The sequence below is a fragment of the Arthrobacter sp. LjRoot78 genome, assembly GCF_964254335.1.
GTDB lineage: Bacteria > Actinomycetota > Actinomycetes > Actinomycetales > Micrococcaceae > Arthrobacter.
In genome coordinates this window covers 2,250,551-2,274,542 of record NZ_CAXUTG020000001.1, presented here as the reverse complement: position 1 = coordinate 2,274,542, position 23,992 = coordinate 2,250,551, and the positions used below count along the sequence as shown (strand labels likewise).

18 protein-coding genes are annotated in these 23,992 nt (G+C 65.9%); 6 read left to right on the top strand and 12 right to left on the bottom strand.

What is annotated here, in order from left to right; all coding sequences use genetic code 11:
* Nucleotides 1-24: 24 nt before the first annotated feature.
* The 8 genes from uvrC to ACSQ1X_RS10460 all read right to left on the bottom strand — a co-directional run bounded on the left by uvrC (nucleotide 25) and on the right by ACSQ1X_RS10460 (nucleotide 11,425).
* Nucleotides 25-2,034, bottom strand: coding sequence for an excinuclease ABC subunit UvrC (gene uvrC / locus ACSQ1X_RS10495; protein WP_055805928.1), 2,010 nt, complete (start codon nucleotides 2,032-2,034; stop codon nucleotides 25-27).
* Nucleotides 2,035-2,145: 111 nt separating this feature from the next.
* Nucleotides 2,146-2,814: a lysophospholipid acyltransferase family protein gene (locus tag ACSQ1X_RS10490; protein ID WP_436057637.1), complete on the bottom strand. Its 669-nt coding sequence runs from the start codon at nucleotides 2,812-2,814 to the stop codon at nucleotides 2,146-2,148.
* On the bottom strand, nucleotides 2,801-3,517 hold the full coding sequence (locus ACSQ1X_RS10485) for an HAD hydrolase-like protein (protein WP_436057636.1): 717 nt from the start codon (nucleotides 3,515-3,517) through the stop codon (nucleotides 2,801-2,803). The genes ACSQ1X_RS10490 and ACSQ1X_RS10485 overlap by 14 nt, the downstream gene beginning before the upstream one ends.
* Before the next feature lie 112 nt (nucleotides 3,518-3,629).
* Nucleotides 3,630-6,557, bottom strand: coding sequence for an excinuclease ABC subunit UvrA (uvrA, locus tag ACSQ1X_RS10480; protein ID WP_436057635.1), 2,928 nt, complete (start codon nucleotides 6,555-6,557; stop codon nucleotides 3,630-3,632).
* A 46-nt stretch (nucleotides 6,558-6,603) separates the two neighbouring features.
* Nucleotides 6,604-6,984 (bottom strand): GntR family transcriptional regulator, encoded by a 381-nt coding sequence (locus tag ACSQ1X_RS10475; RefSeq protein ID WP_436057634.1) that lies wholly within the window; start codon nucleotides 6,982-6,984, stop codon nucleotides 6,604-6,606.
* Nucleotides 6,981-8,876: an ABC transporter ATP-binding protein gene (locus tag ACSQ1X_RS10470; protein ID WP_436057633.1), complete on the bottom strand. Its 1,896-nt coding sequence runs from the start codon at nucleotides 8,874-8,876 to the stop codon at nucleotides 6,981-6,983. Before ACSQ1X_RS10470 ends, ACSQ1X_RS10475 begins: the two co-directional genes overlap by 4 nt.
* Nucleotides 8,873-10,609 carry an ABC transporter ATP-binding protein gene (locus ACSQ1X_RS10465; protein ID WP_436059324.1) on the bottom strand — a complete coding sequence of 579 codons (1,737 nt, stop codon included), beginning with the start codon at nucleotides 10,607-10,609 and terminating at the stop codon, nucleotides 8,873-8,875. The genes ACSQ1X_RS10470 and ACSQ1X_RS10465 overlap by 4 nt, the downstream gene beginning before the upstream one ends.
* A 39-nt stretch (nucleotides 10,610-10,648) precedes the next feature.
* A complete protein-coding gene (locus ACSQ1X_RS10460) occupies nucleotides 10,649-11,425 on the bottom strand; it encodes a trans-aconitate 2-methyltransferase (protein WP_436057632.1) in 777 nt (258 codons plus the stop codon).
* A gap of 110 nt (nucleotides 11,426-11,535) precedes the next feature.
* Here ACSQ1X_RS10460 and ACSQ1X_RS10455 point away from each other — a divergent pair, with 110 nt between their 5' ends.
* Genes ACSQ1X_RS10455 through ACSQ1X_RS10445 form a run of 3 tightly spaced genes read left to right on the top strand, consistent with a single transcriptional unit; the run spans nucleotide 11,536 to nucleotide 15,977 of the window.
* Nucleotides 11,536-14,082: a DEAD/DEAH box helicase gene (locus ACSQ1X_RS10455; RefSeq protein ID WP_436057631.1), complete on the top strand. Its 2,547-nt coding sequence runs from the start codon at nucleotides 11,536-11,538 to the stop codon at nucleotides 14,080-14,082.
* 19 nt (nucleotides 14,083-14,101) lie between these two features.
* Nucleotides 14,102-14,602, top strand: a complete 501-nt coding sequence (locus tag ACSQ1X_RS10450) for an N-acetyltransferase family protein (protein WP_436059323.1) — start codon at nucleotides 14,102-14,104, stop codon at nucleotides 14,600-14,602.
* A gap of 31 nt (nucleotides 14,603-14,633) precedes the next feature.
* Nucleotides 14,634-15,977: an alpha/beta fold hydrolase gene (locus ACSQ1X_RS10445; protein ID WP_436059322.1), complete on the top strand. Its 1,344-nt coding sequence runs from the start codon at nucleotides 14,634-14,636 to the stop codon at nucleotides 15,975-15,977.
* Here the strand turns inward: ACSQ1X_RS10445 and ACSQ1X_RS10440 are convergent.
* The 4 genes from ACSQ1X_RS10440 to coaE form a co-directional block, all read right to left on the bottom strand.
* Nucleotides 15,963-17,411: an MFS transporter gene (locus ACSQ1X_RS10440; RefSeq protein ID WP_436057630.1), complete on the bottom strand. Its 1,449-nt coding sequence runs from the start codon at nucleotides 17,409-17,411 to the stop codon at nucleotides 15,963-15,965. The two genes, ACSQ1X_RS10445 and ACSQ1X_RS10440, sit on opposite strands and share 15 nt — an antisense overlap.
* A gap of 112 nt (nucleotides 17,412-17,523) precedes the next feature.
* The gene (locus ACSQ1X_RS10435) at nucleotides 17,524-18,552 is read right to left on the bottom strand and encodes a TerC family protein (protein WP_055805948.1); all 1,029 of its coding nucleotides are present in this window, start codon (nucleotides 18,550-18,552) and stop codon (nucleotides 17,524-17,526) included.
* 164 nt (nucleotides 18,553-18,716) lie between these two features.
* Nucleotides 18,717-20,798: an excinuclease ABC subunit UvrB gene (uvrB, locus tag ACSQ1X_RS10430; RefSeq protein WP_436057629.1), complete on the bottom strand. Its 2,082-nt coding sequence runs from the start codon at nucleotides 20,796-20,798 to the stop codon at nucleotides 18,717-18,719.
* 40 nt (nucleotides 20,799-20,838) lie between these two features.
* Nucleotides 20,839-22,104: a dephospho-CoA kinase gene (gene coaE / locus ACSQ1X_RS10425; RefSeq protein ID WP_436057628.1), complete on the bottom strand. Its 1,266-nt coding sequence runs from the start codon at nucleotides 22,102-22,104 to the stop codon at nucleotides 20,839-20,841.
* Nucleotides 22,105-22,174: 70 nt separating this feature from the next.
* Here coaE and ACSQ1X_RS10420 point away from each other — a divergent pair, with 70 nt between their 5' ends.
* The 3 genes from ACSQ1X_RS10420 to ACSQ1X_RS10410 all read left to right on the top strand — a co-directional run bounded on the left by ACSQ1X_RS10420 (nucleotide 22,175) and on the right by ACSQ1X_RS10410 (nucleotide 23,908).
* Nucleotides 22,175-22,861, top strand: a complete 687-nt coding sequence (locus ACSQ1X_RS10420; RefSeq protein WP_436057627.1) for an IMPACT family protein — start codon at nucleotides 22,175-22,177, stop codon at nucleotides 22,859-22,861.
* Nucleotides 22,848-23,402, top strand: coding sequence for a GNAT family N-acetyltransferase (locus ACSQ1X_RS10415; protein ID WP_436057626.1), 555 nt, complete (start codon nucleotides 22,848-22,850; stop codon nucleotides 23,400-23,402). Before ACSQ1X_RS10420 ends, ACSQ1X_RS10415 begins: the two co-directional genes overlap by 14 nt.
* A 77-nt stretch (nucleotides 23,403-23,479) precedes the next feature.
* Nucleotides 23,480-23,908 (top strand): DUF1810 domain-containing protein, encoded by a 429-nt coding sequence (locus ACSQ1X_RS10410; protein WP_436057625.1) that lies wholly within the window; start codon nucleotides 23,480-23,482, stop codon nucleotides 23,906-23,908.
* Nucleotides 23,909-23,992: the final 84 nt, after the last annotated feature.

Below are 23,992 nucleotides of genomic sequence, written 5' to 3'. Positions count from 1 at the left end.
TTCCGCTTCAGGTCCTTACCCTAGCTAAGTTTCAATGATTTCGCCGGTGGTCATGTTGATTGCCGGCGCTTCCGCCCCCGAGGCTGCGGCAGCGCTGCTGAAATGGCTGACAATGGCGTCCGCCAGCGAGGGTCCGATGCCCTTGGCTGTGGCCAGTTCGGCCGCACTCGCTGTGCGGATGCTCTTGACGGAGCCGAACTGTGCCAGCAGTGCTTTGCGTTTGGCCTCGCCCAGGCCCGGGACGCTGTCCAGGGCCGAAACCGTCATGGCCTTGCCGCGCTTCTGGCGGTGGAACGTGATGGCGAAGCGGTGGGCTTCATCGCGGATGCGCTGGAGCAGATAGAGTCCCTCGGACGTCCGCGGCAGGATCACCGGGAAATCACTGTCCGGGAGCCAGACCTCTTCAAGGCGCTTGGCCAGGCCGACCACGTAGACGTCCTCGATCCCGAGCTCCGCCAGGGCACGTGCGGCGGCATTGACCTGGGGCTTGCCGCCGTCCACCACCACAAGGTTGGGCGGGTAGGCGAATTTTGCCCGCGGGGCGGGGGTGGTGGTGTCCTGCATGGAAGCGACGGCCAGGGCCTCAAGCGCGGCCTGGTGGCCGGGAAGTTTCGCCGCTTCCGCATGAGCCTCCTGCTCCTGGAGGTAGTTCCGGAAACGCCTCGTGAGAACGTCGTGCATGGCAGCCGTGTCGTCCGTGGCTGCCGCGCCGGTGATGGAGAATTTGCGGTAGTCGGACTTCTTGGGAAGGCCGTCTTCCACCACCACCATGGAGGCCACCACGTTGGTCCCCTGCACGTGGGAGATGTCGAAGCACTCGATGCGGAGCAGCGCCACAGGTAGGTCGAGGGCTTCCTGGAGTTCCTGCAGGGCCAAGGACCGGTTGGTCAGGTCTCCGGCCCGGCGCGACTTGTGCAGCTTCAGTGCATGCTCGGCGTTTTCCCGCACCGTGGACATGAGCGCTGCCTTGTCGCCGCGGCGCGGGACCCGGATGTCCACCTTCGCGCCCCGCAGGCCGGAAAGCCACTGGGCGAGTTCGTTTGCGTTGCTCGGCTCTTCGGGCACCAGGACTTCGCGGGGCATCCGTCCCTGCGTTTCACCTTCTTCGCCATAGACCTGCTGGAGCAGGTGCTCGACGAGGTCCGGCGTCGTGAAGTCTTCGACCTTCTCCACCACCCAGCCGCGCTGGCCGCGCACGCGGCCGCCCCGGACATGGAACACCTGCACGGCTGCCTCCAGCTCGTCCTCATGCAGCGCGAAGATATCGGCGTCAGTGTCCTCCGCGAGGACCACGGCGTTGCGTTCGAAGACCTTCCGGAGGGCGATGATGTCGTCCCGGACCCGGGCGGCACGCTCGTAGTCAAGCTCGGCAACAGCCGCGGCCATGTCCTTTTCCAGCCGCCCGATGAAGCGTTTGGCTTCGCCGCCCATGAAGGAACAGAAGTCCTCCGCCAGTGCCCGGTGTTCCTCCGGCGTCACCCGGCCGACGCACGGCGCGGAGCATTTGTCGATGTAGCCGAGCAGGCAGGGCCGCCCGCTCGCCTGCGCCCGCTTCAGGACCCCGGGGCTGCAGCTGCGGACCGGGAAGACACGCAGCAGCGTGTCCATGGTTTCGCGAATGGCTCCGGCGGTGTACGGGCCGAAGTAGCGAGTGCCCTTGCGGCGTTCTCCGCGCAGCACCTGCACGCGGGGGAACTTCTCCCCCATGGTGACCGCGAGGTAAGGGTAGGTTTTATCGTCGCGGAAAACGACATTGAACCGGGGCTTGAATTCCTTGATCCAGGTGTACTCCAGCTGGAGCGACTCAAGCTCACTTCCGACGACCGTCCACTCCACACTGCTGGCAGCGTGGACCATGGCGTACGTCTTCGGCAGCAGCCCTCCGGGATTGGCGAAGTACGAGTTCAGGCGGGAGCGCAGGCTTTTGGCCTTGCCGACATAGATGACCCGGCCGTGCGGATCCCGGAAGCGGTACACGCCCGGGTTGGTTGGAATCTCACCCGTTTGGGGTCGGTAACTAGCTGGATCTGCCACGATTCAAGTCTACTGACGCTGCAGGGGACTTCCGGACAAAGGGACTTCCCTGCAATGATCTTCCCGCCGGCAGACTCCCGGCCGGGGGCCTCCGGCCGGCGGCCGAAGGCGCTACTCCGCGGCCTTGCTTTGGTTGTAGCTGGTGGAACGCTCCTGGCCGCTGAGCTCTGCAATGGCGTCCATGATGCGGTCCGTGACCTGGCGCCGCGCCGGCAGTGAGTGGTCCGGTCCCGTCTTTTCGAAGTACAGCGGCTCGCCCACCTTCATGGTGAAGTGCTGCGGCTTCACGCCGTTCTGCCCGGCGGGCTGGAGGTCTTCGGTGCCGATGAGGCCGACGGGAATCACGGGCGCTCCGGTGGTCAGGGCAAGCCAGCCGACGCCGGTGCGGCCACGGTATAGGATGCCGTCCCTGGACCGCGTGCCTTCCGGGTAGATGCCGATGCCTTTCCCGGCCTCGAGGATGTCCAGCAGCGTCTTGAGGGCTGCCACGCTCGCAGCCTGCTCCCCTCGCTCCACCGGAATGGAGCCTACGGATTCGAAGAAGGACTTCATGACCTTCCCCTTCACACCGCCCGTGGTGAAGTATTCGGCCTTGGCGAAGAAGGCCACCGGACGTGGCATGAGCGCTTGCACGATCACGCTGTCCAGGAAGGAGAGGTGGTTTGGCGCCACGATGAACGGTCCCTCCTTGGGGACGTTTTCCAGGCCGATGACGGTGGGCCGGCAGGTTCCGGAGATCAGCGTGCGGGTGGTCCAGCGGATTGCATCAAACAGTGCCATCGTTGCGCACCTCGCTTAGGGCAGCGGCGCGTACGGCATCCATGCTTTCAACCACCGCGACGAGGTCTGTTGTGGAGTGCACGATAGCCACGGCGCCGGCCTCATGCAGTTCGCCGTCGGGAGCGAATCCCCAGCTGACGCCGATGCAGTCCAGCCCGTTGGCCATGGCGCCGGCCACGTCCTGGGCGCGGTCCCCCACCATGACGGCATGTTGTGTGCGGAGATCGGACATGGCGGCGGCAATGATCTCCGTCTTTCCGCGCGGGGCGTTGGTGTGGGCGGCCTCATCGGCCGCCGAACCGCGGATGAAGCCGAATGAGGCCGCGATGCCATGGTGGTCCAGCACGATCCGCGCGAGCCCTTCCGGCTTCTGCGTGGCAACGGCAATCGGACGGCCCGCGACGGCGTAGCTTTCGAGGAGTTCCCGGATGCCCGGGTACAGGCGGCTCTGGGCGATGCCGGTCTCAAGGTAGTACGCCCGGTACAGGCGGATGACCTCCGCCAGCTGCTCCTGCGGAACTCCTGCGATATGGAGGAGGGAGTCGCTGAGTTTCGGACCGATCATCGCGTCCAGTTGGGCCTGGGCAGGGACCCTGATGCCGAGTTCGGTAAGGGCCGCGGAGATTCCGCCCGTTATTCCCCCCGCCGGATCGACAAGAGTGCCGTCCAGGTCGAAGATCACGGGCACTGTTGAAAGGGTCACCGGCTTAGTTTCCCACAACTGCGCGAATGGCTGAAACTCGCATTCCCCGGCGGGAATACTTCTTCCCGCCGGATCAGCAAGCTCCAGCCATTCAGCGTGCTTGGGACTCCGGCTAGCTGAGGATCTCCGCCAGGAACGAGGCCGTGTAGCTCGTGGTGGACTTCGCGACCTGTTCGGGGGTGCCGGTTGCGATGATCTGTCCGCCGCCGGAACCGCCGTCGGGCCCAAGGTCCACGATCCAGTCCGCGCTCTTGATGACGTCGAGGTTGTGCTCAATGGTGATCACGGTATTGCCCTTGTCCACCAGGCCCTGGAGGACCATGAGGAGTTTGCGGATGTCTTCGAAGTGCAACCCTGTGGTGGGCTCGTCCAGGACGTAGATGCTGCGGCCGTTGGACCGCTTCTGGAGTTCAGCAGCCAGCTTGACGCGCTGGGCTTCACCGCCGGACAGCGTGGTGGCGGGCTGCCCCAGCCGCACATAGCCAAGGCCGACGTCCACCAGCGTGCGGAGGTGGCGGGCGATCGGGGTGAAGGCGGCGAAGAAGTCCGCCCCCTCCTCGATGGGCATGTCCAGGACATCTGCGATGGTCTTGCCCTTGTAGTGGACTTCCAGGGTTTCCCGGTTGTACCGGGCGCCGTGGCAGACCTCGCAGGGCACGTAGACGTCCGGCAGGAAGTTCATTTCGATCTTCAGGGTGCCGTCGCCGGAGCAGGCCTCGCAGCGCCCGCCCTTCACGTTGAACGAGAACCGCCCGGGCTGGTAGCCGCGGACTTTGGCTTCGGTGGTCTCGGCGAAGAGCTTGCGGATGTTGTCGAACACACCGGTGTACGTGGCGGGGTTGGAACGCGGAGTCCGGCCGATGGGGCTTTGATCGACGTGCACCACCTTGTCCAGGTGCTCAAGGCCCTGCACGGCCTTGTGCCGTCCGGCCACCTGCTTGGCGCCGTTGAGCTTGTTGGCCAGCACCTTGTAAAGGATTTCGTTGACCAGCGTGGACTTGCCGGAACCGCTCACGCCGGTCACCGCCGTCAACAAACCCAGCGGGAAGGCGGCATCCACATTGACCAGGTTGTTTTCCCGGGCTCCGATGACCTTGAGCTCACGCTTCTTGTCGTACTTGCGCCGCTTCTTGGGAATTTCGATTTTCTTCCGGCCGGAAAGGTAGTCACCGGTGAGGGACTCCGTGTTTTCCAGGAGTTCCTTGTACGAACCGGAATGCACCACCTGGCCGCCGTGTTCGCCGGCGCCGGGTCCGATGTCGACCACCCAGTCGGCCTCCTGGATGGTGTCTTCGTCGTGCTCCACCACGATGAGGGTGTTGCCGAGGTCGCGCAGGCGGGTGAGCGTTTCGATCAGCCGCCGGTTGTCCCGCTGGTGCAGGCCGATGGACGGTTCGTCCAGGACGTAGAGGACGCCGACCAGGCCGGAACCGATCTGGGTGGCCAGCCGGATGCGCTGCGCTTCGCCGCCGGACAGTGTGCCGGAGGGACGCTCCAGGTTCAGGTACTCCAGCCCGACGTCCAGGAGGAAGGTCAGTCTCGCCTGGATTTCCTTCAGGACCTGGTGGGCAATCTGGGCTTCACGGCCGGTCAGCACCAAGGTGTCCAGGAAGTGCGCGCATTCACGCATGGGCATGGCGGCGACCTCGGCAATGGACTTGCCGTTGATCAGCACGGAGAGCGAGGCCGGGTTGAGGCGGGCGCCGTTGCAGGCCGGGCACGGAATCTGCCGCATGTACTCTTCGTACCGGTCCCGGGCCGAGTCCGAGTCCGTTTCCACGTGCTTGCGGTGCACGTACTGGATGACGCCCTCGAAGCCGGTGCTGTACTTGCGCTCCCGGCCGAAGCGGTTGCGGTACTGCACCACGACCTTGTGGTCCTTGCCGTGCAGCACGGTCTGCCGGATGTCCTTCGGCAGCTTCTGCCACGGCGTGGTCATCGAGAAGCCAAGCTCCTTGGCCAGCCCTGACAGCAGCCGGTTCCAGTACTCGCTGGTCGCCGTGCCGAGCGACCATGGCGCGATGGCGCCCTCACCCAGGGAGAGCTCGCCATTGGGAATGATGAGTTCCTCGTCAACTTCCAGCTTGGTGCCGATGCCGCTGCAGGCGGAGCACGCGCCGAAGGGGTTGTTGAAGGAGAACGAGCGGGGTTCGATTTCGTCGATGGCAAGAGGGTGCTCGTTGGGGCACGCAAGGTGCTCGGAGAACGCGCGGACCCGTTCCGGATCCCCCGCTTCGAGATCCACGAACTCCGCCAGGACGCGGCCCTCGGCCAGTCCGAGTGCGGTTTCGACGGAGTCGGTCAGGCGCTGGCTGATGCCCTCCTTGACCACGAGCCGGTCCACCACCACTTCGATGGTGTGCTTGAACTGCTTGCCGAGCTTGGGCGGGTCGCTGAGCTGGATCAGCTTGTCATCAACCCTGGCCCGTGAGTAGCCCTTGGCCGTGAGTTCCTTGAAGAGCTCCACGAATTCGCCCTTGCGCCCGCGGACGACGGGAGCAAGCACCTGGAAGCGCGTGCCTTCCGGCAGTTCCAGTAGCTGGTCCACGATCTGCTGGGGCGTCTGCTTGGCCACTTGCTCCCCGCAGATCGGACAGTGCGGACGGCCCACGCGGGCCCAGAGCAAACGCATGTAGTCGTAGATCTCGGTGATGGTGCCCACCGTGGACCGCGGGTTCTTGCTGGTCGATTTCTGGTCGATGGAGACAGCCGGGGACAAGCCTTCGATGAAGTCCACGTCCGGTTTGTCCACCTGCCCCAGGAACTGCCGTGCGTACGCAGACAGGGATTCCACGTAGCGGCGCTGGCCCTCGGCGAAGATCGTGTCGAACGCCAGGGACGATTTTCCGGATCCGGACAGGCCGGTGAAAACGATCATCGAGTCCCGCGGCAGGTCCAGGTCCACGTTCCGCAGATTGTGCTCCCGTGCCCCTTTCACGATGAGCCGGGAAAGGTCAGGGCGCGCCGGTTTTCCCTGGTTCAGGGGGACGACGGCGGGGCGGGCATCAACGGCTGGTTCTTCAGCTACGGCTTTAGGCACTCACTAATGCTAATCGAAAACTTCTTCGAATTTCTATTGAGGGCGCCTATTCGGCGTCGTACGCGGCTGCCAGCAGCTGCACCGCCTCCGCGAAGCTGGCGCCCTGCGCCTTTGCCGCCGTGGCGAATTCGGCCGCAGCCGCGGTCAGGGAGGTCCAGGCCTCGTCCCGGGCGCAGACGATGGTTCCGTGCCTGCCGCGGGTGGCGACGACGCCTGCCGCCTCCAGTTCCTTGTAGGCGCGGGCCACGGTGTGCGGCGCCACGCCCAGTGCTGCGGCAAGGCTGCGCACGGCGGGCAGCCTCGTCCCGGGGGCAAGGGTGCCGCTGTCCGCCCGTTCGATGATGTTCAGCCGCAGCTGTTCGAAGAGCGGCACGGTACTGCCCTGATTCGGCTTCCAGGTCCCCGGAAATTCCTGCCCGCCGCTCACAGGCCGGACTCCGGCGCGCGCAAGGTCTCTTCCCCGCCGGCAAACTGTGCGGCGTACAGCCTGCCGTAATGGCCGTTGGCCGCCAGCAGCTGTTGGTGGTTCCCTTGCTCTACGATTCGTCCGTGGTCCATGACCAGAATTAGATCAGCGTCCCGCACGGTGGACAAACGGTGGGCGATGACGAAGCTGGTCCGTCCCCGCCTCAGCCGCTGCATTGCCTGCCGGATCTGCACCTCTGTGCGCGTGTCGACGGAGCTCGTCGCCTCGTCCAGGATCAGGATGCTCCGGCCGGCGAGGTGGGCGCGGGCAATGGTGATGAGCTGCCGCTGGCCCTGGCTCAGGGTGTCGCCGTCGTTGCCCAGCACGGTCGCATAGCCGTCCGGAAGGGCCCTCACGAAGTGGTCCACCAAGGTTGCTTCGGCAGCTTCGAGAATGTCTGCCTCGCTCGCGCCGGGACGGCCGTATTCAATGTTCTCCCTGATGGAGCCTGTGAACACCCAGGCGTCCTGCAGCACCATTCCGATCAGGGAGCGCAGCTCGTCGCGGGAGCGCCCGGTGATGTCTACGCCATCAATGGTGATCCGGCCGGAGTCGAGATCATAGAACCTCATGAGCAGGTTCACCATGGTGGTCTTGCCCGCACCGGTATGGCCCACGATCGCGACGGTCTGCCCGGGTTCGGCGGTGAAGGACAGTTCTTTGACCACCGGCACGTCACGGCTGTAGCCGAAGGTGACGGCGTCGAACACCACCCGGCCGGCGGTGACGCCACCGGTAACGCCGTCTGGACCGGCCTCGGCCGGACCGGCGTCGGGCGGGTCGGCCTCGGCCGTGTCCTCACCCGTGCCGTCGCGTGGAATCTCCGGCGCGTCCAGCAAGGCAAACACGCGTTCAGCCGACGCCACGCAGGACTGGATCAGGGTCAGCATGCCGCCGATCTGGCCGATCGGCTGGCTGAAAAGCCTGCTGAACTGGATGAAAGCCTGGACCCCGCCGATGGTCATGGCACCTGTCGTGACCTGCAGGGCCCCCACCACGGCCACCGCAATGTAATTGAGATTTGAAACAAACACCAGCAGGGGCTGCACGGCGCCGGAAACGTACTGGGCACGTGCGCTGGTCCGGAAAAGCCTGTCATTGCTGTTAGTGAAGACCTCGGTGGCCATCCCCTGCCGGCCGAAAGCCTTAAGAACCTCGTGCCCCGTGATGTACTCCTCCAGGTGCGCGTTGAGCTCACCCGTGGTGGTCCACTGCTCGGAAAAGTGCGCCTGGGACCTGCGGGCGATCAACACAGTCACCACCGTGGAAAACGGCACGGTCACCAGGGCAATGACCGCCAGGAGCGGCGAAAGCCACAGCATCATGGACAACGCGCCGAGGAGCATCAGCACCGACAGGATCAGCTGGTTCAGCAACTGGTTCATTGCCTGCGAGATGTTATCGACGTCGTTCGTTGCCCGGCTGAGGACGTCGCCGCGCCGCTGCTCGTCGAAATGCGCGGACGGTAGCCTCGCCAGTTTGTCCTCCACCGCGGCCCGCAGCCCGTAGCTCACCCGTTGCACCGCAAGGGCGGTGACCGCTCCCTGGACCCAGCTGAACACCGACGCACCGATATACATCACCGCCACGATCACCAGCAGTGCGGCCAGCTGCTGTTCGTTGAAGGTCCCTCCAAAAACACCTTCAACCACGACGTCGGTGGCGTCACCCAGCAGCTTGGGGGCCGACACGTTGAGCGCAACAAACGCACATGTGGCACCCACAGCTGCGAGCATGCGCCATTTAACTGGCCGGAGCAGTCCAAGGAGGCGCCTCCCGGCGGCCCAGGCACCCGCACCCGCTCCGGCCACCGCCGTTGTCGGTGTTGTCGTGTTTGTGGTGGCTGTGCTCATAGCCGGCCTCCCAACGCGAGCTGAGAGGCGGCGATTTCCTGGTAGACCGTCGAGGTGCGCATGAGTTCGGTATGCGTCCCCTGGGCAACGAGCCTGCCCTGGTCCAGCACCAGGATGAGTCCGGCGTCAAGGATGGTGGCGATGCGCTCCGCCACGATGATGACGGTGGACCGGTGCGTGAGCGGGACGAGGGCCTGGCGGAGGCGGGCATCCGTGGCGTAGTCCAGCGCCGAAAGGCTGTCGTCAAAAAGGTACACGGGAGCGTCCCGGAGCAGAGCGCGGGCGATGCACAGCCGTTGGCGCTGCCCGCCGGAAAGGTTTGTTCCCCCCTGGCTTACGGGGCTATGGATACCGTCCGGGAGGTCTCGCACAAAGTCCTCTGCCTGGGCGGTGCGGAGCGCGCGAAGGAGGTCGTCGTCGCTGGCTTCCGGGGCCGCTATCCTCAGGTTCTCTGCCACGGTACCGGAAAAGAGGTAGGCACGCTGGGGCACCAGAGACAGGCTGTCCCGCAGGAAATGCAGCGGAAGTGATTTGACGTTGTGGCCGCCGATCAGCACCTCCCCGGAAGTGGTTTCCAGGAACCGGGGCAACAGGTTGAGCAGCGTTGACTTTCCGCTGCCCGTGGAACCGATGATGGCGGTGATTGTGCCCGGCGAAGCAGTGAAACTGATGCGGTCCAGCACAGCTGCTTCCGCTCCGGGGTAGGCAAAAGTGACATTGCGGAATTCCACCGTTCCGCCGGGGGTGCGCCGCGCGTGCGGCAGTCCGGCCCGGGAAATCGGCGGATCCGCGATCGCGGGCCGGGTGTCCAGCACGGCCTGGATCCGCTCAGCGCACACGGCGGCGCGGGGAGCCGTCATCAGTACGTACATCGCCATCATGATGGCGATGAGGATCTGCAGGATGTAGGCGATGAAGGCCGTCAACGAGCCGAGCTGCATATCCCCGGCCTGGATCCGGTGGCCGCCGAACCACACCACGCCCACCGATGACAGGTTCACCACGATCATGATCAGCGGCAGCATCGTTGCCACCAGCAGCGCTGACTGCAGGTTGTTGCGGGTCAGTCCACGGTTGACGACGGCGAAGCGGTGCGCCTCGTGCGCTTGGCGGACGAAGGCGCGGATGACGTTGGCTCCGATGATCTGTTCGCGCAGCACCCTGCTGATGCGGTCGATCAGGACCTGGCCCTCCCGGTACAGGGGCACGAGCCGGCGCACGATCACGAACATGATGAGCACCAGCACGGGAATGATGGCCACCACAATGCCGGACAGCACCACGTCCTGGTTGAGGGCCAGCACGATTCCGCCGATTCCCATTGCGGGAGCGGCCACGAGCATGGTGAAGACCAGCACGGCCAGCGCCTGGATCTGCTGGACATCATTGGTGGCACGGGTGACCAGGCTGGGTACGCCGAAGGCGCCGACCTCCTGTGAGGAGAGCGACTGGACTTTGGCGAAGAGTTCCTTGCGGAGCTGGTGGCCGAGTTTCATGGCCACGTTGGCGCTGAAGTACCCGGCAGCAAGGGCAGCCGCCACTTGGACGGCGGCTATTCCGGCCATCCAGCCGCCCAGCCGAAGGATAAGGTCGGTGTTCCCCTTGACGATTCCGTCATCGATGACGGCGGCATTGAGCGTGGGCAGCAACAGGTTGGCCGTGGTCTGGACAAGCTGCAGCAGCACGATGGCCAGCACCACCGGCTTATGCTCGGCGAGCAGCCGCAGCATCATGCCTCGGAGCACCGCACCTCCCCCCGCCGGGACGGCATGTCAGCCCCGTTTCCGCGCGACTGCGAAGATCCTCCGGAACGGAAAGACGGTGCCGTGGGCGGTGGCAGGATAGGCGTCCCTGAGCAGCGCCGAATATTCGGCTTCGAATTCCGCGGCCTCGGCCGGGGCGAGCGCCGACAGCACAGGCCGCAGTCCTGCACCCCTGACCCATTCCAGGACCGGATCCGGTCCGTGGAGAACCTGCTGGTAGGTGGTCTCCCAGGCGTCAGCGTCGCAGCCGGCGTCGAGCATGATGTTCAGGTACCCGGCGGGTTCAGCCACTGCGTCGTCGTGGCGCAGGATGCCGCCGAGCGTATCCTTCCAACGGCCGGACTCGGCGAGTTGCCTCATCAGCACATGCGAGGGCGAACGGAAATTTCCGGGAACCTGAAGGGCGAACCAGGCGCCGGGCCTGAGTGCCTCGAGCCAGCCGGCCAGCAAGGCGGCGTGGCCGGGGACCCATTGGAGGGCCGCGTTGGACACCACCACGTCCGTTTGTTCCGAGGGCATCCATTCGGTGATGTCCTGCAGCGCGAAGGAAAGGTTGCCGGACCGCGCCTGGTCCGCTGCCTGCCGCAGCATCTCGGCGGAGGAGTCTATTCCCACGACGTCGGCCTCGGGCCAGCGCTCTGCGAGGGTGGCCGTCAGGTTGCCGGGGCCACAGCCGAGGTCCACCACGTGCCGGGGCTTCTCAGCAAGGACCCGGGCTGTGAGGTCGAAATACGGCCTGTCGCGATGGTTCCCGAACTCCACATACTTCGCAGGATCCCACTTCAAAGACGCCCTCCAATGACTCGTGCTGTTGCCGTCAGGCCGAGCCTAGCCCGGCCCGGCCCCGCGACCAAGGAAGAACCACCCATTGGCGGCGGGCACTAAGCTTGAAAGCAATGAAACTCGTTGAGCAGCTCCCTGTCCCGGCCGAACGCACCTCCAGCGGGACGGACCATGATCCGGACGAGCTCTACACCCGCTTCGTCGAATGGACGGAAAGCCGCGGACTGTCCCTCTACGCCGCCCAGGATGAAGCCATCATGGAGCTGGCATCCGGGGACAACGTCATTCTGGCCACTCCGACGGGTTCGGGCAAGTCCCTGGTGGCGATCGCCGCGCACTTCCAGGCCATGGCGAGGGGCGACCGCAGCTACTACACGGCTCCCATCAAGGCCCTTGTCTCGGAGAAGTTCTTCGCCCTGTGCGAGATCTTCGGGGCCGAAAACGTCGGCATGATCACGGGTGACTCCGGGGTCAACCAGGACGCCCCCATTATCTGCTGCACCGCTGAAATCCTTGCCAACATCGCCCTGCGCGAGGGCGCCGGAGCGGACCTGGGCGCAGTGATCATGGACGAGTTCCACTTCTACTCCGACCCCCAGCGGGGCTGGGCCTGGCAGGTACCGCTGCTGGAGCTCCCGCAGGCGCAGTTCCTGCTGATGTCCGCCACGCTGGGTGACGTCAGCCGCTTTGAGACCGGCCTCACCGAGTTGACGGGGCGTCAGACGACGACCGTCAGTTCTGCTGAACGCCCGATTCCATTGCACTACTACTACGAGCAGACGCCGGTCCACGAGACCTTGGAGGAGCTGCTCTCCACAAAACAGGTCCCGGTTTATGTGGTCCATTTCAGCCAGCTTGAGGCGATCGACCGCGCGCAGAACCTGATGAGCATCAATGTCTGCACCCGCGAGGAGAAGGACAAGATCGCGGAACTCATTGCCGGTTTCCGGTTCGCGGCCGGCTTCGGAAAGACCCTGAACCGGCTGGTGCGGCACGGCATCGGCGTGCACCACGCCGGCATGCTGCCCAAGTACCGGCGGCTGGTGGAACAGTTGGCGCAGGCCGGCCTGCTCAAGGTCATCTGCGGGACGGACACACTCGGCGTGGGCATCAACGTGCCCATCCGCACCGTCCTGCTCACCGCCCTGAGCAAGTACGACGGCGTCCGCACCCGGCTGCTGAACTCGCGCGAGTTTCACCAGATCGCGGGGCGAGCGGGCAGGGCCGGCTACGACACCGCCGGCACTGTGGTGGTGCAGGCTCCCGAGCACGTGATCGAAAACGTCAAGGCGATGGCCAAGGCCACTGCCAAATTCGGCGATGACCAGAAGAAGCTCCGCCAAGTGGTCAAGCGGAAGCCGCCGGAGGGCTTCGTGTCCTGGGGCGAGCCCACCTATAACCGTCTGGTGGACTCCGTCCCGGACCCGCTGACGTCGAGCTTCACCGTCACGCACGCCATGCTGATGAACCTGATGGAACGGCCCGGTGACCCCTTCAAGGCCGCCCGGCGGCTGCTCACGGAAAACCACGAACCCCGCAGTTCCCAGCTGCAGCTGATGAAGAAGGCCCTGGGCATCTACCGGGAACTTCTGGCCGCCGGAGTGGTGGAGCGGATTCCGCCCGGGGAACAGGGCCCCGATGGCAGGACCGTCAGGCTCACGGTCCACCTGCAGGCCAACTTCGCGCTGAACCAGCCGCTCTCGCCGTTTGCACTGGCCGCGCTCGAGCTCCTGGACCCGGAGTCGCCGTCGTACGCCCTTGACGTGGTGTCCGTGATCGAATCCACGCTGGAAAAGCCCCGGCAGATCCTGTCTGCCCAGCAGAAGAAGGCCCGCGGCGAAGCCATTGCAGCCATGAAGGCCGACGGCATTGAGTATGACCAGCGCATGGCCATGCTGGAGGACGTCACCTACCCTCAGCCGCTCGCGGAAATCCTGGGCGAGGCCTTCGACGTCTACCGGAAGGCCGCACCCTGGATCGGCGACTTCGAGCTTGCCCCCAAGTCCGTGGTCCGGGACATGTACGAGCGGGCCATGAACTTCGGCGAATTCGTCCAGTTTTACGGGCTGGCGCGTTCCGAGGGCATTGTGCTGCGGTACCTCGCCGACGGTTTCAAGGCGCTACGCCAGACGGTTCCGCAGGACTCCCTGCGGGAGGACCTCGAGGACCTGATTGCCTGGCTGGGCGAGCTGGTCCGGCAGGTCGATTCGAGCCTCCTGGACGAATGGGAGGAGCTGACCTCCGGCGCCGCACCGACGCCGCACGACGCTCCCCCGCCCCCGCCGCCGTCGCTGACGTCCAACATCCGGGCCTTCCGCGTGATGGTCCGCAACGAGATGTTCCGGCGCGTGGAGCTTTTCGCCGACGAGGCGGCCACGGAACTCGGCGAACTCGACGCCGGTGCCGGCTGGGACGCCGACCGCTGGGAGGACGTCCTGGACGACTACTTTGACGAACACAACGACATAGGCACGGGACCGGACGCCCGGGGGCCGGGCCTGCTGATCATCACCGAAGAGCCGGGGATGTGGAAGGTCCGGCAGATCTTTGACGATCCCGCCGGCAACCACGACTGGGGGATCTCGGCGGAGGTGGACCTGGCGGCCTCCGACGAAACCGGAACCGCAGTGGTCCGGGTAACGGACGTGAACCGGCTGTAGTCGCTAGTAAACTCGAATGATGAGTGCAATCCGGCCCGCCACCGTTGAAGATGTCCCCGTCATCCTGCAGATGATCCACGAATTGGCTGTCTACGAGAAGGAACCCGACGCCGTCCGGAACACACCGGAAATGCTCGCCGGGGTCCTGTTCGGCGAGAACCCGAGGGTCTTTGCCGCCATGGCCGAGAACGAAGCCGGCGAGGTCCGGGGCTTCGCGCTCTGGTTCCTGAACTATTCCACCTGGGAAGGTGTCCACGGGATCTACCTCGAGGACCTGTATGTGACTCCGGAGGCGCGCGGCGAGGGCCACGGCAAGGCGCTGCTGCAGCACCTGGCGGCCACCGCCGTCGAACGCGGTTATGCACGGGTTGAGTGGAGCGTCCTTGACTGGAACGAACCGTCCATAAACTTCTACAAGAAACTGGGCGCATTCCCCATGGAGGAATGGTCAACATTCCGGCTGACCGGGGAAGCCCTCGAGTCGTTCGGGACCGCCCGTGAGGCGCACGTCCTTGGCTGATCTTCCGATGACCGGACTGGCTGCCGTGGGGATGTTGGAGGCTGCCGCTGCCGCCGATGTGCCGGCTGTCCCCCACACGGTCAGAGCACGGCACGAGTACCGCGGAATGCGGACGGCCGAGCACTTTTTCGAGGTGCCGCTTGACCACTTCAATGGGGGTGCCGGGGAGACGATCACCGTTTTTGCGCGGGAGTACGTCTCCGCTGACCACAGCGAGGAAGACGCCGCCAGGCTTCCCTGGCTGCTCTACCTGCAGGGCGGCCCCGGCGGGAGGGGCAACCGGTTTCCCTCCCTCGGTGGCTGGAGCAAAGCCGCCGCCAGGGACTTCCGGATCCTCATGCTGGACCAACGCGGCACCGGTCTGTCCGCCGCGATCGACCGCAACACCCTCCCGCTCCGCGGAAACGACGCCGACCAGTTGGAGTACCTGACCCACTTCCGGGCGGATTCGATTGTGGCTGACGCCGAGGCGATCCGGCATGCCCTCGGGTCCGGCCCGTGGACCATCTACGGGCAAAGCTACGGCGGCTTCTGCGCGCTGAGCTACCTCTCCTTCGCCCCGGAGGGACTTCGCGAGGCGCTCATCACCGGTGGGCTTGGGCCGCTTCACGGACCTGCCGACAGGGTGTACCAGGCCACCTACCGCCGCGTGGCCGCCCGCAACGCCGAATACTTCAAGTCGTACCCCGAGGACCGTGCTACGGTCAGCCGGATTGCCCGGCACCTCCGCGAAACTGAGGAGCACCTGCCCGACGGCCAACGGCTCACCGTAGAGCGTTTCCAGATGGTGGGGTCCTACCTGGGCGGAAACACCAGGGTGGACACCCTGCACCACCTGCTGGAGGACGCCTTCGTGGCCACGCCCGACGGCGACCGCCTCTCCGACTCCTTCCTGGAGCAGGTCCGCGGCATTGTCACCCGCGCAGGGAACCCGCTGTACGCCCTCATGCACGAGTCCATCTACGGTCAGGGGGAAGCCACGGACTGGGCCGCGCTGCGGGTGCTCCAGGACTTCCCCGAGTTCCGCCCCGACGCCGCCGAGCCGCTGCTGACCGGCGAAATGGTCTATCCCTGGTACTTCGAGCAGGACGCGGCGCTCCGTCCGCTGCGGAATGTTGCCCGGCTGCTGGCCGAGAAGTCCGACTGGAAGCCGCTTTACGACCCGGAACGGCTTGCCTCAAACACCGTTCCCGTTGCCGCCGCGGTGTACAGCGAGGACATCTACGTCGACCGGGACCTCTCCCTGGAAACGGCGTCCGCCGTTCGCGGACTCCAGGTCTGGGAGACCGCGGACTTCCACCATGACGGCATTGCGGACGACGGCGAAGGCATCTTCGGGCGCCTGCTGGGAATGGTGCGCTCAGTCCGCAAGTGAGCGGCCGGCGGCGGTTCCGGACACCCGTCCCGCGGGGTCTCCTGCCCGTCCGGGCAGGAGGGCCATGACGGCGGCGGCAAGCACGACGCCGGCAACCACGCCTCCGGCCAGGTTGAGTCCGGGGTAACCCGCCCAGCTGAGGATGACGCCGGAGGACGCGCCGCCTACGGCGCCCGCTGCTCCCATGAGCATGTCCGAAACGCCCTGGACCATCACGCGTTCCTCCTGGCGGACGCTTTCCGCCAGGAGCGTGGACCCGGCGACCGTGGCGGCGGACCATCCGAGTCCCAGCAGTACCAGTCCCACGGCCACGGCGGTGGTTGACCGCTGGCCGGCACCGGCCACGGCCACGGCTGCGACCAGCAGGGCGAACCCGATGACCACCGTCTGCTTTCGTCCCGCCTTGTCCGTCAGCCACCCCATCACGGGCGACAACGCGAACATCCCGGCGATGTGCAGCGAGATCGTGAAGCCAATGATCACCAGGACGTCGCCCGAGGCCGTGTGCCCGGCGTGGGCGGCCGCGCCGGGCCCGGCGACCAGCTCCTGCAGGTGGAGGGGCGTCACGGACATCACCCCCACCATGACGGCATGGGCTCCCACGACGGCGGCCAGCGCCAGGATGGCGGACGGCGAGCTGCGGGCAGCGCGCAATCCCCGGGCAAGGGCGCCGCGCCGTGGCGTATCGGCTGGTGGCTGGCTGGCTTGTTGCTGGCTGGCTTGTTGCTGGTCGGCGGGTTGGTGGGCTGCCGGTTGCTGGCCGGCGGCCGCGAGCTGCCGGGCGAACAGCAGCGGGTCAGGCCGGAGCCCGGCGAGCAGGAGGACACAGGCCAGCACAAGCCCGGCGGCGGAAATGATGAAGGGGCCGGCGATGGGCGGGAGCCCGACTGCCTGGCCCACAACCGCGCCGGGCTGGATGAGGTTGGGTCCCGCCACCGCGCCGATGGTGATGGCCCAGACGACGGCGGACAGGGAGCGCCCGCGATGCTCGTCATCGGCGAGGTCCACGGCCGCGAAACGCGCCTGCAGGTTTGAGGCCGTGCCGACTCCCACTCCGGCAGTGCCCAGGAGCAGCAACAGGAAGCTCCCGGAGACTACGGAAACCACGATGCCCGCGACACCGGCGAGGGCGGCCGCGAGACCTGTCACCAGCCCGGCCAGGCGCCCGCGGCGGTCCGCCAGCGAAGCCAGCGGCAGCGCGGACAAGGCGGCGGCGAGGGTCATCACGGTGGAAACGGAGCCTGCCCAGGCGCTGGAACCGGAGAGGTCCACCGCCAGCAGCGAGCCGATCGAAACAGTGGCTCCCGTGCCGATTCCGCTGAGAAGCTGCGCCGACCCCAGGAGGATGACGGTGCGCCGCTGGACGGTATGGCGTGGCAGGGTCCGCCCCTGATCGTGGCGCACGCCGGGCTCCGCCCCGGAAGTATTTGCCATCCCTAGAGCATAGTCCTGCCCGTGCCAGGACAAACAGGCCCGTCAGACGCAGGCAACCCCGGCCAACGAGGTGACCGGGGTTGCCTGGGAGATACGTGAAACGGTGCGGTGACTACTCGGCGTCGCTCATGCTCTTGCGGGCGTCCTCTTCGAGACGGGCGTCCAACTTCGACTGTGCAGCCTTGGAGCTCACCAGGCTGGCGATCACGGCGACAACGATGGTGCCCACGATGACAGCCAGCGACACGAACGTCGGGATCTCCGGAGCCCACTCGATGTGATGGCCGCCGTTGATGAACGGAAGTTCGTTGACGTGCATTGCGTGGAGGACCAGCTTGACGCCAATGAATGCCAGGATGAAGGACAGTGCGTGCTTCAGGTAGATCAGGCGGTTCATCAGGCCGCCCAGCAGGAAGTACAGCTGGCGCAGGCCCATGAGGGCGAAGAGGTTTGCGGTGAAGACAATGAACGGGCTCTGGGTCAGGCCGAAGATCGCCGGAATGGAGTCGACAGCGAACAGCAGGTCGGTCAGGCCGATCGTGACAAAAACGATCAGCATCGGGGTGAAGACCTTCTTGCCGTTAACCGTGGTGCGCAGCTTGCCGCCGTCGAACTTCTCCGACATCGGAATCACCTTGCGGAGCCTCGCGATCAGCGGGTTTTCCTTGTCCTCTTCGTCCTCGCCCTCGTCCTGGGCCTGCTTCCAGGCGGTCCAGAGCAGGAAGGCGCCGAAGATGTAGAAGACCCAGCTGAACTGCTCGATCACGATGGCGCCGAGCAGGATGAAGATGCCGCGCAGGATCAGCGCGATGATGATGCCCACCATCAGCACTTCCTGCTGGTACTTACGGGGAACGGAGAAGCGCGCCATGATGATGATGAAGACAAAGAGGTTGTCGATGCTGAGGCTGTATTCCGTCACCCAGCCGGCAACGAATTGGCCGCCGAACTCCGGGCCGGTGAAGGCGAACATCGCGCCGGCAAAGACCAGGGCGAGCGATACGTAGAACGCCACCCAGAGGCCGGCTTCCTTCATGGAAGGTTCGTGGGGGCGCCGGACAACCAGCAACAGGTCAATGAGGAGGATGAGGCCGAGGACGACGAGTGAGCCGACCTCGAACCAGACGGGTAGTTCGAGCACAGGGATGCCTTTCGCAGGGTACAGAGATGCGGTGTAAGTCTCTCCGGCTTGCCTGCGCACTTCGTGCTGAAACGGCAGCCCGCTACGCCCGGCAGGGCATCTATGCCGTGCGTGTTGACGATCGTAGCGCTTGGGATACTCCCCTACGTGACAACAACTTTACCCTAGGCGTGGCCGGCGGCCTGCATCTGCCGCAGTTCCTTCTTCAATTCCCCTACTTCATCGCGCAACCGGGCGGCCAGTTCGAACTGCAGTTCGCCGGCCGCGGCGTGCATCTGTTCCGTCAGCTGCTCGATCAGGCCCACAAGGTCCTCCGCCGGCGCGGCCGCCAGGCCGTCCTGGCGCACCTTTGACGCGCCCTTGCCCTTGCCCCGGGTTTTCCCTGCAGCGGCCAGCAGTTCGCGGGTGTCCGCATCCTCCTTGGCCAGCTGGTCCGTGATGTCCGCGATCTTTTTCCGCAGCGGCTGCGGGTCGATGCCGTTTTCCGTGTTGTAGGCAACCTGGATGGCACGGCGGCGGTTGGTCTCGTCGATCGCGTGCGCCATGGAATCGGTGATGCGGTCGGCGTACATGTGCACCTGTCCCGACACGTTACGGGCGGCGCGGCCGATGGTCTGGATCAGGGAGGTTGAGGACCGCAGGAAGCCTTCCTTGTCCGCGTCGAGGATGCTGACCAGCGAAACTTCGGGGAGGTCGAGGCCTTCCCGGAGCAGGTTGATGCCGACCAGGACGTCGAAGACACCCATCCGGAGTTCCCGCAGCAGCTCCACCCGGCGGAGTGTGTCCACGTCGGAGTGCAGGTACTCCACCTTCACGCCGTGGCCCAGCAGGTAGTCGGTCAGGTCTTCCGCCATCCGTTTGGTGAGGGTGGTAACCAGGACGCGTTCGTTCTTCGCCGTGCGGGTTTTGATCTCCCCCAGCAGGTCATCGATCTGGCCCTTCGTGGGCTTGACCACCACCTCAGGGTCGATCAGGCCGGTGGGACGGATGATCTGCTGCACGAAGCCGTCGGACTTGCCGAGTTCGTACTTGCCGGGAGTGGCGGAGAGGTACACGGTCTGGCCCACGCGCTCCTGGAACTCGTCCCACTTAAGCGGCCGGTTGTCCATCGCCGAGGGCAGCCGGAAGCCGAAGTCCACCAGGTTCCGCTTGCGGGACATGTCGCCCTCGTACATGGCGCCGATCTGAGGCACCGTCACGTGGGACTCGTCGATGACCAGCAGGAAGTCATCCGGGAAGTAGTCGATGAGGCAGTGCGGCGCCGTGCCGCGGGCGCGGCCGTCAATGTGCGACGAGTAGTTCTCGATGCCGTTGCAGAAGCCCATCTGCTGCATCATTTCGAGGTCGTAGGTGGTGCGCATCCGGAGCCGCTGGGCTTCCACGAGCTTGTTCTGGCTTTCGAGCACCTGCAGCCGTTCGGCGAGTTCGTCCTCGATCCGCTTGATGGCCCGGGCCATGCGTTCCGGTCCGGCCACGTAGTGCGAGGCAGGGAACACGTACATCTCGTCTTCGTCCCGGATCACCTCGCCGGTCAGGGGGTGGAGCGTGTGGATGTTCTCGATCTCGTCGCCGAAGAACTCGATCCGGATGGCGAGTTCCTCGTACATCGGGATGATTTCCACGGTGTCGCCGCGGACCCGGAAAGTGCCGCGGTGGAAGTCCATGTCGTTGCGGGTGTACTGCATGGAGACGAATTTCCGGAGAAGGTCGTCGCGGTTCATCTCCGCGCCCTTGCGGAGCGTCACCATCCCGGCGATGTACTCTTCCGGAGTGCCCAGGCCGTAGATGCAGGACACGGTGGCCACCACGATCACGTCACGTCGGGTCAGCAGGGAATTAGTGGCGGAGTGGCGGAGGCGTTCGACCTCCTCGTTGACGGAGGAGTCTTTCTCGATGAAGGTGTCCGTCTGCGCTACATAGGCTTCCGGCTGGTAGTAGTCGTAGTAAGACACGAAGTACTCGACGGCGTTGTTCGGGAGCAGTTCGCGGAATTCGTTGGCCAGCTGCGCGGCGAGGGTCTTGTTCTGCACCATCACCAGGGTGGGACGCTGGACCTGCTCAATGAGCCATGCCGTCGTCGCGCTTTTACCGGTACCGGTGGCGCCAAGCAGCACTACGTCCTTTTCGCCGTTCTTGATACGCTCGGTCAGCTCCGCGATGGCGGCCGGCTGGTCGCCCGCCGGCTTGAACTCACTGATGACCTCGAACGGAGCCACGACACGGTTGATTTCCTGGGCAAGACTCATGAATATAATCTACCGCCGGGCTCTGACAACGTGCCCCAATTCAGCTTTGGGCAGTACCGCTGACGGCGCCGGCAGCCGCACCGGTGGCTGACGCTGTTGCGTACGACGGCGGTTGCCACCCCGTGCGCTGCACCCACGCGTCCATCCGGCCGGCGGCATGCTCCGCGAACCATGCTTCCTTGTCCGCCGCGTAGCCCGCCGTCGACTTGTCCACGCTGTGGAGGGCGGCGACCCTCCGCTTCTCCGCCAGGTAGTCGCTTCTGGCCGCAGCATCGCCACGGAGCCAGTCCCGGAAACACAGGGCAAACCGCCAGCCGGGCGAGCCCGCAGCCCGGACATGCAGGTTGACGGGCCGGCCGGGGTCGGCGTTCCCGTGCAGGCGCTTGGCCCAGTCGGCCGGATCAGGGTGCGACGGTTGCGGGCTGTCGGCAAACACTCCCGGCCACAGCGGAAAGCCCGCCGCGGCGAGGAGCGGCGCGATCCGGTCCGCGGTCTCAAGGTCCGCAACGGTCAACTGGAGGTCAATAATGTCTTTGGCGTCAAGCCCCGGCACGGCGGTGGAGCCGATGTGATCCACCGCCACGATGTCCGCGGGAGCCGCAGCCTGCAGCCGGGCGGCGAGGCGGGCGGCTTGGGCTTCCCACGTCGGATCGGCCGGCGCAAGCACCGGCCCGCCCGTCCGCGGCGCCGCCCGCCGCTTGCTGATGTTGTCCGCAAAAGGGGCCAGCCGACTGGTCCACAGGACGTCAACGGCGGCTTTTAGTTCATCAATGCTTCCGGAGTTGTCCAGCACTACGTCCGCGGCGGCCAGTCGGTCGTCCCTGGCGGCCTGCGCCGCCATCCGTGACCTGGCCTGCTCTTCGGTCATGTTCCGCAGTGCCACCATGCGCCGCACCCGCACCTCATCGGGTGCATCCACTACCAGCACGAGATGGAAATTGCTGCCCTGGCCCGTTTCCACGAGCAAGGGAATGTCCTGTACGACGACGGCGCCGCCGGGGGCGGCGTCAATCATCGCGGCGGCCCGCTCCCGGACGAGGGGATGAACGATGCCGTTGAGCACCGCGAGCCTGTCCGGGTCGCCAAACACCAGCGCGCCAAGCCGGGCCCGGTCCAGCCCGCCGTCCGCAGCCAGCATGTCCGCCCCGAATGCTTCCACCACGCGGCCCAGTCCGGGGGTGCCCGGCTCCACCACCTCACGAGCGAGGGCATCGGCGTCAACCAGGACGGCCCCCAGTTCGCGCAAACGCGAGGCTACAACTGACTTCCCCGAGGCGATGCCGCCTGTCAACCCGATCTTCAGCACCCCACCAGACTAGTCCCCACCCACCACCACCCCTGACCGCGTGGGCGCATCCCCGGACTAGACTTGGGCGGTGCAAGAGGATGAAAGCAGGGCCACTGCCTACACCACCCTGGCGGCCGGGCCGGATTTCCGCCATGAACTCGAGATCAAACGGTCGCGGTTCATCACCGTGATCCGGCGTAGCGGCGACGAAGAAGGCGCAAGGAACCTGGTGGCCGGACTGCGCAAGGAATTCCACGACGCCCGGCACCACTGCTCCGCCTTCGTCCTGGGACCGGACCGTGACATCCAGCGCTCCAACGACGACGGCGAGCCGTCCGGAACCGCCGGCATCCCCATGCTCGAGGCCCTCCTCCGGCGGGAGACATTGCCCGGGGTGACTGACCTGAGCGACGTCACCGCCGTCGTCGTCCGCTATTTTGGCGGGATCCTGCTGGGTGCGGGTGGTCTGGTGCGCGCCTATTCCGAATCGGTCTCCTCCGCGCTGGACCTGGCACCGCTGGTCCGGCGCCGCCGGCTTCGGATCTGCTCCGTGGAGGTTCCGCATTCCGCCGCCGGAAGGCTGGAAAACGACCTCCGCGCCGCCGGCTATGTGATGGCGGAGACCAGCTACGAGGCGAGGACCACTGTTCTCAGGGTGGCCCTGGCCGACCAGCCTGACGAACTGGACCGGGCCGCCGCACGGCTTGCGTCCCTGACAGCCGGCAGCGCCGTCCTGCGGCCGGAAGAAGCGGAATGGATCGATGTCCCCTTCTGAACAGTCTTCGCATTCTGAACACGCACCGCCCCTCGCGGGCAGTGTGGAGCTGCTCGACGTCAACGAGGAAGTTTTGGCAGCGCTGCTGGACCTCGCACTCACGGAAGCAGCTGCCGACGAGGTCACTCCCCCGTTGGGTGCCACCTCCGGCTGGAACGCTGAGCGGATCGGCTGGTTCCGTGACTACCACCGCGCTGCGGCGGCCGGCCTCGACGGCCCGGACGGCCAGAAATCCTGGGCTGTCAGTTTTGGCGGCCGGGTGGCCGGCTCGATCCGGCTCAAGCGCACCGGAACCACCACGCCCGGGATGGCGTCGCTGGAAACCGGGATGTGGCTGGGCCGAAGCTTCCGTGGCCTGGGCATCGGCCGGGAGGCGGTGAGGCTCGTCTGCGCCGTGGCCGTGGGCGCCGGCGCCTCAGTGCTGCAGGCCGAGACTACCGCCGGGAACACGGCCGCACAGGCGCTCCTACGCTCCGCCGGGGCGCAGCTGTCCGGGGATGGGTTGAGCCCAGCGGTGACGGCGCGGATCACCCTTCGCTGAGGCCGCAAGCCCTCGTCACGAGGCCGGGCCGGTGGTTGGATGGATGGACAGCGTCCAACTGAGCAGAGGAGGCAGCTGTGGAAGATCCCTTCGACCTTGCACGCTTCGTGCAGGCCCAGAACGCCAGCGGAACCTACCAGAGGGCCCTGGACGAAATATCCAACGGATCCAAGCAGGGCCATTGGATGTGGTTTATCTTCCCGCAGATCGCCGGCCTCGGACAGAGCGCCACGTCCCGGAAGTATGCCGTCACGTCGCTGGCCGAGGCCAAGGCCTACGGGGGTCACCCGGTACTTGGTCCGCGGCTCCTTGACTGCTCCCGGGCCGTTGCCGCCCATACCGGACTCAGCGCCGTCGGGATCTTCGGCGGGATCGACGCCCGGAAGCTGCAGTCCTCCATGACGCTGTTCCTGCGCGCCGCTCCTGACGAGCCAGTGTTCCAGGAGGTCCTCGACAGGTACTTCGGTGGAAGCGCGGACCCTGCGACCGACCGGTTGCTGGGCTAGGCAGAGCCTGCCGGCAGACAAAAAGGTGGCCGCCCCCTTACGGGGACGGCCACCTTCAGCTTGCTAGCTGCCTGGTGCCACCGG